We start from the raw sequence: 8,662 nt of genomic DNA on the forward strand, positions 1-8,662 counted from the left end.
CGCCCCCTCCTCACCCCCGGCACCGAATCACCGGACCCGGCCTTCGCCGTCCACCACGAAGCAGGCGCCCTGAACGAGCTCTACGCCCTGGGCGCCGACGTCCTCACCCGCGCCGTGGTGAACGCCGTCCTGGCGGCAGAGAGCGTAGAGACCCCGGGCGGGGTCTTCCCGTCGTACCGAGAGCTTTACGAGGAGCGGGGCGCCGCCGGCTGACGGTGTCGGTCAGCGGTCGGTCGCGCGCGGATGGCCCATGCCCGCGTAGGTGATCCAGCAGGTCTCGCGCTCGGTGTCCACGAGGTACCAGATGCGGCCGCTTCCGGTGACCTCGATCTGCCACTGCTGGCAGGTCTGACCGCGGTAAGTCCCGTGTGCCAGGCTGCCTTTCAGGCGGTGGTGCCGGGCTGTTTCCGCGGTCGGGACCGGGTCGCTGCGTAGGGCGGTCCAGGCTCGGTAGGTGTTCTCGCGAGCCTGCTGCGTCAAGCTCTCCCAGCCCTTTGCCGATGCGGCATCCGCGAAGCGGATCTCCCACTGCCCCTCCGGTGCAGGTGGCGCGGCTCGGTCGCCTCGTCCTGGGGTCACGCGTCGGCTGCCGGGTTCGGGACGGGGCCGTAGTCGGCATCGTGGTCTCTGGTCAGCGCAGCCAGCAGGTCCGGGTCCGAGTAGACCTCCGCCGTGTGCTGCCAGGCGATGAGCAGTTGGGCGACGGACGCGCTGTTGCTGACGGAATCGGCGGCCCGCATCGTGTCGACCAGTTCCACGGCGAAGCCGTGCACGTCCTGCTCCGGCAGGAAGCGCACCCATGGGAATGCCTCCGGCAGCACATCCAGGAGGAGCTCCATGCTGCCTGGCTCGCGGCGGGCGATGGCGGCGAGCATGCGCGTGGCAGCGGACACGACCGTCTGGTCCTGCTCGGCTCGAGCAGCCGTAGTGAGGACCAGGTCCTCGCCGTCCCTGCGGTGCAGGAGCAGGCGATGCGATTCCTTGAGGCGCGCGAGTGTCTGCTTGTTCTTGTTGACAAGCTCGGAGAAGTTGGCGGAGGCAGGCTCTGCACTCATGAGTTTCAAACTACTTTGAAAGTCTGCGCCTCGCCATCGCTCGATCGGGCGAACAGTCCGCAGCCCGGCCGCAGCGGTGCGTGCGGCCGGGCTGCGGAGGGGCGCTGGGCTCAGGCGGTCGTCAGGACTTTCTGTTCCGATGGGTGGTCGGTCTCTTGCTGGGACGGGGCGGGGGCCTCGGGCTGTTGCTTTTTGTGGCCCTTCAGGAAGATGACCAGGGCGGCGCTTACTGCGGTGCCTGCGGCGATGGCTACCAGGTAGAGGAGCCAGCCGCCGATCAGCGGGGTTACCCAGATGCCGCCGTGGGGGGCGCGGAGGGTGCTGCCGAAGGCCATCGACAAGGCGCCTGTTACGGCGCCGCCGGCCATGGAGGCCGGGATGACGCGGAGCGGGTCGGCGGCGGCGAAGGGGATGGCGCCCTCTGAGATGAAGGAGGCGCCGAGGACCCAGGCGGCCTTGCCGTTTTCGCGTTCGGTCTTGGTGAAGAGCTTGCCGCGGAGCGTGGTGGCCAGGGCCATTGCCAGGGGCGGGACCATGCCTGCTGCCATGACGGCCGCCATGACCTTCAGGCTGCCGTCGTTCGGGTGGGTCAGGCCGCCGACCGCGAAGGCGTACGCGACCTTGTTGACCGGGCCGCCGAGGTCGAAGCACATCATCAGGCCGAGGATGACGCCCAGGATGATCGCGTTGGAGCCGGAGAGGCTGCTCAGCCAGTCGGTGAGCGCGTTCTGGAGGGAGGCGATCGGCTTGCCGATCACCACGTACATCAGGAAGCCGATCACCGCTGATGAGATCAGCGGGATGACGACCACCGGCATGATGCCGCGGAGTGTTTTCGGGACCTCGATGCGCTGGATCGCCTGCACCAGTGCGCCGGCCAGCAGGCCCGCTACCAGGCCGCCGAGGAAGCCGGCCTCGATGGTGAGAGAGATCGCGCCGCCTACGAAGCCGGGGACCAGGCCCGGGCGGTCCGCCATGCCGTAGGCGATGTAGCCCGCCAGGACCGGGACGAGGAAGCCGAAGGCGGCGCTGCCGATCTGGTTGAAGAGGGCGGCCCAGCTGTCGGCTTCGGTCCAGATGAAGTGTTCGGCGACCGACTTCGCCTCGGTGATGTCGTAACCGCCGAGGGCGAAGGAGATCGCGATCAGCAGGCCGCCGGCGGCGACGAACGGGACCATGTAACTGACGCCGGTCATCAGCCACTTGCGGAGCTTGGTGCCGTAGCCGTCCTCGGCGTCGGCATTGCGGTCCATGGGCGAGCCGGCGGCGGGGGTCTCGCTCACCTCGCCGCGGGCGGCCTTGTCGCGGGCCTCGGCGATGAGTTCCGCCGGGCGGTTGATCGCGGCCTTCACGCCTACGTCGACGGTGGGCTTGCCCGCGAAGCGGGGGCGGTCGCGGACTTCGACGTCGTGGGCGAAGATCACGGCGTCGGCGGAGGCGATGAGGTCGGGGTCGAGGCGGGTGAAGCCGGCCGAGCCCTGGGTCTCCACCGTGATCTCGACTCCGGCCTCGCGGCCGGCCTGTTCGAGGGATTCGGCGGCCATGTAGGTGTGGGCGATGCCGGTGGGGCAGGAGGTGACGGCGACGATACGGAGCGCCTGCGGCGAGGCTGTGGGGTTGGAGGCGGCGGCGTGCTCCGCTGTCTCCGCGGCCGCATCGGGCCCGCCGGGGTTGCCGGTTCGCGGCCGCGAGGGGGTGGGCGCGTTGGTCTCGGAGGTGGGGGCCTGCGCGACGGCGCCCGAAGCATCGGCGGGGTCGGCCTGTACGGGCTCCGTATCGCCGCGGATCAGGCGGGCTGCGGTTTCCGCGTCTTCCGCTGTGCGCAGGGCGGTCGTGAAGGAGTCGTCCATCAGGCTGCGGGCCAGCGTTGACAGGATCGAGAGGTGGTCCTCGTCGCCGCCTGCCGGGGCTGCGATCAGGAAGATCAGGTCGGCCGGGCGGTTGTCCGTGGCGCCGAAGTCGATGCCTGTCGCGCTCCTGCCGAAGGCCAGGGTTGGCTGCGTTACGTGTTCGCTGCGGCAGTGCGGGATGCCTATGCCGCCGTCGAGGCCCGTGGGCATCTGGGCCTCGCGGGCGGCCACGTCCGCGAGGAAGCCTTCTAGGTCGGTGACGCGGCCGGTGGCCGTCATGCGTTCGGCCAGGGAGCGGGCCGCGGCCTCCTTCGTGTCGGCGGTGAGGTCCAGGTCGACCAGGGGTGCGGTTATCAACTCGCTCATCGTGCAGCTCCATTGCCTGAGCGGACCGGCTCGGTGAGTGGCCGGTCGAGGGGGACATCTGCGGTGACGGTGACCTCGTCGGGGGCGAGGTCGCGGGGGGTGGGCATCACGCTGCCGGGGAGTTGGACGGCTGCCGCGCCGTGCGCGACCGCGGCGGCGAGGGCGGCCGGGCCCGTACCACCCGCCGCCAGGAAGCCGGCCAGTGAGGCGTCGCCCGCGCCGACGTTGCTGCGGACGGTGGCGACCGGGGCCGAGGCGAACCAGACGCCGTCGTCCGAGACCAGCAGCTGCCCGTCCGCGCCGAGGCTGGCGAGCACCGCGCCCGCGCCCCAGTCGCGTACCTCCTCGGCGGCCTTGACCGCGTCGCCCACGGTGAGCAGCGGGCGGCCGACGGCTTCGGCGAGCTCGGAGGCGTTGGGCTTGACCACGTCGGGGCGGGCGGCGAGCGAGGCGGTCAGCGCCGGGCCCGAGGTGTCCAGGGCGATGCGGGCGCCGGCCCGGTGCACGCGGTCGACGAGGTCCGCGTACCACTCGGGGGCGAGCCCGCGCGGCAGGCTTCCGCAGCAGGCGATCCAGTCGGCGCCGGATACTGGGTCACCACCCCCGACCCGCTCCCGCACCGCCTCGAGCAGCGACTCCGCCTCCGCAGCAGTCAGTTCAGGCCCCGCCGCGTTGACCTTCGTCAGGGTGCCGTCCGGCTCCGCCAGCGCCACGTTCACGCGCGTCGAGCCTGCCACCCGGACGCCGGCCGCCTCGATGCCGTGTTCTCCCAGGAGCCGGGCGAGCAGGTCGCCCTCCGGGCCGCCGAGCGGGAGGACCGCGACCGTGCGGTGTCCCGCCGCCGCCACGGCCCGGGAGACGTTGACGCCCTTGCCGCCCGGGTCGACCCGGTCGGTGCCCGCGCGCAGCACCGCGCCGCGGTCCAGGGCGGGTAGCTCGTACGTGCGGTCGAGGCTGGGGTTGGGGGTGACGGTGACGATCATGTACGCACAACTTCCGTGCCCTGCGCCTTGATCGCGCGGGCGTCTTCGGGGGCGAGGCCGGTGTCGGTGATGAGGAGGTCCACGCCGGCGAGGGAGCCGAAGCGGGCGAGGTGCTGGGCGCCGAACTTGCCCGAGTCGGCGAGCAGCACCACGCGCCGGGCGGCGCCGATCACCGCCCGCTTCACGGCGCCTTCGGCGAGGTCGGGGGTGGTGAGGCCGGCGTCGAGGGAGTAGCCGTTGGTGGCGATGAAGGCGACGTCGGCGTTCACTTCGCCGTACGCGCGCAGGGCCCAGGCGTCCACCGCGGCCCGGGTGCGGTGCCGGACGCGGCCGCCGACCAGGTGCAGGTCGATGCCGGGATGGTCCGCCAATCGCGCCGCCACCGGCAGCGCGTGCGTGATCACGGTGAAGGAGGACTCCGGCGGCAGCACACCCGCCAGCCGCGCCACGGTCGAGCCGGCGTCGAGGATCACGCTGCCGCCGTCCGGCAGCTCGGCGAGCGCCGCCTCCGCGATGCGGTCCTTCTCATCGGCGGCGGTCGACTCGCGCTCGGCGAGGTCGGGCTCGAAGTCCAGGCCGCCGCGGGGTATCGCACCGCCGTGCACCCGGCGGATCAGCCCGGCGCGGTCGAGCGCCTTCAGGTCGCGCCTGATGGTCTCGGCGGTGACCTGGAACTCCTCGGCGAGGGACAGCACGTCCACCCGCCCGCCCTCGCGGGCCAGGCGCAGGATCTCCTGCTGGCGCTCCGGTGCGTACATGTGGATTCAGGTCCGTTTCCATGCCCGGGTCTGTGGCTTCGCCTCCACGTTACGGGCAGACCTCGGGAAAGTAAACACACTCGGGCATGGGCAGCAACTCATTCGGGCACGGGCGACGAGTTCTGGCTGCCCGGTCGGTCGTTACCGGGGAAGGGAAAGGAGACCCGTATGACAGCGAAGCAGCCCAGGACCGAGTTCGACGAGCGCTACAGCTCCGCGCAGAACCAGCTCCCGGGGGCGGAGAACGCCGGCGCCACCGACTGGGCCGAGGCCCAGCGGCAGCTGGAGGAGGCCGAGATCTTCCAGCTCTCCACGGTCAGGCCCGACGGCCGACTGCACATCACGCCCTTGATCGCGGCATGGGACGCGAGCGCCGGCCTGCTCTACTTCAGCACCGGTCCGGCGGAGCAGAAGGCGAAGAACCTCGCCCGCGACCGGCACTGCGCCCTCACCACCGGCGGCAGCTCGCTCACCTCGGGCCGCGACATCGTGGTCGAGGGGACGGCGGAGCAGATCACGGACCCCGCGGCGGTGGAGCAGGCGATCACGCGGCACGAGGCTAAGTACGGGGCGCATATGACCTCCCCCGAGGGCACGTTCCACGGCATGGGGGACGCCATCCGCAAGGGCGAGGTGCTGGTCTTCGCGGTCACCCCGCACACGGCCTACGCCTTCGGCCGGGAGAACGGCGTCTACAGCCACACCCGCTACACCTTCTAGGCAGACACGCAGGCCCGGCGCACGATAAAGCCCCCGGCCGCCAGGGGGGGGCGGCGGCCGGGGGCTGTCTATGGGTGGGACGGGACGGCGCGTTACGCCGCCGACTCGAAGCCCGTGTCCCGGGCGAGCTTCTTCAGCTCGACCAGCGCGTGCTTCTCGATCTGCCGGATGCGCTCGCGCGTCAGGCCGTGCTGCTTGCCGACCTCGGTCAGCGTGCGCTCGCGGCCGTCCTCGATGCCGTAGCGGGCGCGGATGATCGAGGCCGTACGCGGATCGAGCTTGCCGATCAGGTCCTCGAGCTCCTCGCTGCGCAGCAGCGACAGCACGGACTGCTCGGGCGACACCGCACCGGTGTCCTCCAGCAGGTCGCCGAACTGGGTCTCGCCCTCGTCGTCGACCGACATGTTCAGCGAGACCGGATCACGGGCCCAGTCCAGCACGTCCACCACGCGCTCCGGCGTGGACCCGAGCTCGGCGGCGACCTCGGCCGGCTCCGGCTCGCGCCCGTGCTCGCGGTTGAACTCGCGCTGCACCCGGCGGATCCGCCCGAGCTCCTCGACGAGGTGCACGGGAAGCCGGATCGTCCGGGACTGGTCGGCGATCGACCGCGTGATGGCCTGGCGGATCCACCACGTGGCATACGTGGAGAACTTGAAGCCCTTGCGATAGTCGAACTTCTCCACCGCGCGGACGAGGCCCGCGTTGCCCTCCTGGATCAGGTCGAGGAGCGGCAGGCCGCTGCGCGGATAGCGCCGGGCGACGGCCACGACCAGGCGGAGGTTCGAGCGGATGAAGAGGTCCTTGGCACGTTCGCCGAGGGCCACCAGCGTCTCGAGCTCCTCACGGGTCGCCGAAGCGCTCGGGGAGTCGTCGCCCGCCAGCGGGTCGACCTCCTTCGCGAGCAGCTTCTCGGCGTACACACCGGCCTCGATGTCCAGGGAGAGCTCGACCTCCTTCGCGGCGTCGAGCAGCGGTGTACGCGCGATCTCGTCGAGGTACATGCCGACCAGGTCGCGGTCGGCGATCTCCCCGCTCGATGCGCGAACGCTGCCCTTGCCGGCGGCCTTGCCCTTGGCATCGGTCGCGCGGCGGGCGACGGCACGGGTTGCCATGCGTGCTCCCTTAACGAGTGAGACGGATAACGGTTCGGCACCTGTCGGGTGCCCGTTACATTGCTTCCAACGGCTGGAATCCGGACAGAATTCCCATGCGGGGCTTCGTTTTTTGTGATCTTGCAGTACCCTGTGCGGCCCGCCTGGTAGCTTGAAGCGGTGCAAGAGTTTGCAGAAGTGCAGGTCAGCCCGGGCGTCGAGGCCGATCTCGAGCCCCTGACGGCGATCTACAACCACTACGTCCGTGAGACGCCGATCACGTTCGACACCGCCCCCTTCACCCCCGACGACCGCCGCGGGTGGTTGCTCTCCCACCCAGAAGACGGCCCGCACCGCCTTCTGGTTGCTCGGGCGGGGTCACGGATTCTGGGCTACGCCACCTCCAGCGCCTTCCGCCCGAAGGCCGCGTACGCCACCTCGGTGGAGTGCAGCGTGTACCTGGCGCCCGACGCGGGCCGCCGCGGCCTCGGCACGCTCCTGTACAAGGCGCTCTTCGCCGCCCTGGAGACCGAGGACGTGCACCGCGCCTACGCGGGCATCGCGCTCCCGAACGAGGCCTCGGAGCGGCTGCACCGGCGCTTCGGCTTCGAGCACGTCGGGACGTATCACGAGGTGGGCCGGAAATTCGGCCGCTACTGGGACGTGGCCTGGTACGAGAAGCCCCTCGGCCGCTAGTCGGCCGCTGGTCGTAGGTCCCCGGACCGTTCCCGTACGCGGCGGGCAGCGCATAGCGTCCGCGGCATGACCTTGGACACGAGCGGGACCCTCGACGAGGCGTTCGACCGGCTGCACGAATGCGGCCCCGAATTCGAGGGGTGGCTGACCAATCACGGCCCGATGGCCGTGGAGGCTCTCGTACGGCATGGGCAGGCGGGGGCCGTGCACCGCTGGGTGGACGCGTACCGGGGGCGCCTGGAGGAGCTGCCGGCGCCGGGCGAGCGGATCAGCCCGGAGGGCTGGCGGGAGGCGCTCGGCGACCCGAAGCGGCTGGGCGACTGGCCGGTCTTCTTCACGGAGCGGCTGGCCGCGGCGCCGTGGCGGGACGTGCTGGCCGAGTGGTGGCCGCGGCTGCTGCCCGGGCTGGCGGGCGGCGCGACGCATGTGGTGATCCGTACCGGACACGCGGTGCGGGCGCTGCTGGAGGAGGAGGAGGAGGGGGCGTCCTCGACGGCCCCGTCGGCCCCGCGGATCGCGGAGCTGGGGCACGCGCTGGCGTACTGGGCGGCGCGCTACTGGGCGCTGCCGGTGGCTGCCGTGCCGACCGGGGCGTACGCCCCGGAGGACGCGCTGGCCGGGGTGCCGGGCATCCCGGACCCGCAGGTGATCGGCATCCACAAGCGCTTCGCGCAGCTGCCGCAGACGCCGGGCTTCGCGGACGCGCTCGGCGCGCTGCGGCCGGCGGCGTCGCCGGAGGAGGCCAGGGCGCTGCTGGGCGAGGTGGTACGGGCCGCCACGCACTGGTACGGGGCGTACGCCCACGGCAACCCGGTGATGCTGGTGCACGCGGCGACCGCGCCGAACGCGGTGCTGCGGACGCTGCCGGCGCTCCCCCGGGAGCTGTGGACGCCGAGCTACGGGGCTGCGTGGGCGGCGAGCGCCGCGGTGACGGCGATGTACCGGCCTGGGGAGGCGGCGGCCCTGCGGGGCGCGGCTCCGGACGCCGAGGAGCTCTTCGCGCGGGTCGCGGAGCATGGCGACGAGCACGCGATCAAGTTCGTCGATACGGCACTGGACGTCGGGGATGAGGCGGCGCTTCTGGCGGGGGTCCGGGCCGTGGAGTCGATCGATCCGGTGGGGTGAGTTTGAGGGGGTGGGGTG

9 protein-coding genes and 1 pseudogene are annotated in these 8,662 nt (G+C 71.7%); 4 read left to right on the plus strand and 6 right to left on the minus strand.

Annotated elements, in window-relative coordinates; genetic code table 11:
* Positions 1 to 213, plus strand: a pseudogene (locus G5C51_RS36940) (P1 family peptidase); the annotation flags it as partial.
* Between the two features lie 9 nt (positions 214 to 222).
* On the opposite strand, the gene G5C51_RS36945 reads toward G5C51_RS36940, so the two are convergent.
* The 5 genes from G5C51_RS36945 to G5C51_RS36965 all read right to left on the minus strand — a co-directional run bounded on the left by G5C51_RS36945 (position 223) and on the right by G5C51_RS36965 (position 5,012).
* On the minus strand, positions 223 to 480 hold the full coding sequence (locus G5C51_RS36945; protein ID WP_338118444.1) for a hypothetical protein: 258 nt from the start codon (positions 478 to 480) through the stop codon (positions 223 to 225).
* A 95-nt stretch (positions 481 to 575) separates the two neighbouring features.
* Positions 576 to 1,055: a hypothetical protein gene (locus G5C51_RS36950; RefSeq protein WP_165244426.1), complete on the minus strand. Its 480-nt coding sequence runs from the start codon at positions 1,053 to 1,055 to the stop codon at positions 576 to 578.
* Positions 1,056 to 1,165: 110 nt separating this feature from the next.
* Complete coding sequence (locus G5C51_RS36955) at positions 1,166 to 3,271, minus strand: PTS fructose transporter subunit IIABC (protein ID WP_165244428.1); 2,106 nt, start codon at positions 3,269 to 3,271, stop codon at positions 1,166 to 1,168.
* Positions 3,268 to 4,254, minus strand: coding sequence for a 1-phosphofructokinase (gene pfkB / locus G5C51_RS36960; protein WP_165244430.1), 987 nt, complete (start codon positions 4,252 to 4,254; stop codon positions 3,268 to 3,270). The genes G5C51_RS36955 and pfkB overlap by 4 nt, the downstream gene beginning before the upstream one ends.
* Positions 4,251 to 5,012 (minus strand): DeoR/GlpR family DNA-binding transcription regulator, encoded by a 762-nt coding sequence (locus G5C51_RS36965; RefSeq protein ID WP_165244432.1) that lies wholly within the window; start codon positions 5,010 to 5,012, stop codon positions 4,251 to 4,253. The genes pfkB and G5C51_RS36965 overlap by 4 nt, the downstream gene beginning before the upstream one ends.
* Before the next feature lie 168 nt (positions 5,013 to 5,180).
* Between G5C51_RS36965 and G5C51_RS36970 the strand changes: the two genes are divergently transcribed.
* On the plus strand, positions 5,181 to 5,732 hold the full coding sequence (locus tag G5C51_RS36970; protein WP_165244434.1) for a pyridoxamine 5'-phosphate oxidase family protein: 552 nt from the start codon (positions 5,181 to 5,183) through the stop codon (positions 5,730 to 5,732).
* A gap of 92 nt (positions 5,733 to 5,824) precedes the next feature.
* On the opposite strand, the gene G5C51_RS36975 is transcribed toward G5C51_RS36970, so the two are convergent.
* Positions 5,825 to 6,844 (minus strand): sigma-70 family RNA polymerase sigma factor, encoded by a 1,020-nt coding sequence (locus G5C51_RS36975; protein WP_165244436.1) that lies wholly within the window; start codon positions 6,842 to 6,844, stop codon positions 5,825 to 5,827.
* A 159-nt stretch (positions 6,845 to 7,003) separates the two neighbouring features.
* Here G5C51_RS36975 and G5C51_RS36980 point away from each other — a divergent pair, with 159 nt between their 5' ends.
* Together G5C51_RS36980 and G5C51_RS36985 are read left to right on the plus strand one after the other, a co-directional pair.
* Positions 7,004 to 7,519 carry a GNAT family N-acetyltransferase gene (locus G5C51_RS36980; RefSeq protein WP_165244438.1) on the plus strand — a complete coding sequence of 172 codons (516 nt, stop codon included), beginning with the start codon at positions 7,004 to 7,006 and terminating at the stop codon, positions 7,517 to 7,519.
* A gap of 66 nt (positions 7,520 to 7,585) precedes the next feature.
* A complete protein-coding gene (locus tag G5C51_RS36985) occupies positions 7,586 to 8,644 on the plus strand; it encodes a questin oxidase family protein (protein WP_165244440.1) in 1,059 nt (352 codons plus the stop codon).
* Positions 8,645 to 8,662: the final 18 nt, after the last annotated feature.

It is taken from the genome of Streptomyces coryli (assembly GCF_011044975.1).
Classification (GTDB): domain Bacteria; phylum Actinomycetota; class Actinomycetes; order Streptomycetales; family Streptomycetaceae; genus Streptomyces; species Streptomyces coryli.

Bases quoted from the DNA above. Each gene is read 5' to 3' on its own strand.
- G5C51_RS36955 (WP_165244428.1), bottom strand. From the start codon at position 3,271: ATGAGCGAGTTGATAACCGCACCCCTGGTCGACCTGGACCTCACCGCC.
- G5C51_RS36950 (WP_165244426.1), bottom strand. From the start codon at position 1,055: ATGAGTGCAGAGCCTGCCTCCGCCAACTTCTCCGAGCTTGTCAACAAG.
- G5C51_RS36985 (WP_165244440.1), top strand. From the start codon at position 7,586: ATGACCTTGGACACGAGCGGGACCCTCGACGAGGCGTTCGACCGGCTG.
- G5C51_RS36975 (WP_165244436.1), bottom strand. From the start codon at position 6,844: ATGGCAACCCGTGCCGTCGCCCGCCGCGCGACCGATGCCAAGGGCAAG.
- G5C51_RS36970 (WP_165244434.1), top strand. From the start codon at position 5,181: ATGACAGCGAAGCAGCCCAGGACCGAGTTCGACGAGCGCTACAGCTCC.
- G5C51_RS36965 (WP_165244432.1), bottom strand. From the start codon at position 5,012: ATGTACGCACCGGAGCGCCAGCAGGAGATCCTGCGCCTGGCCCGCGAG.
- pfkB (WP_165244430.1), bottom strand. From the start codon at position 4,254: ATGATCGTCACCGTCACCCCCAACCCCAGCCTCGACCGCACGTACGAG.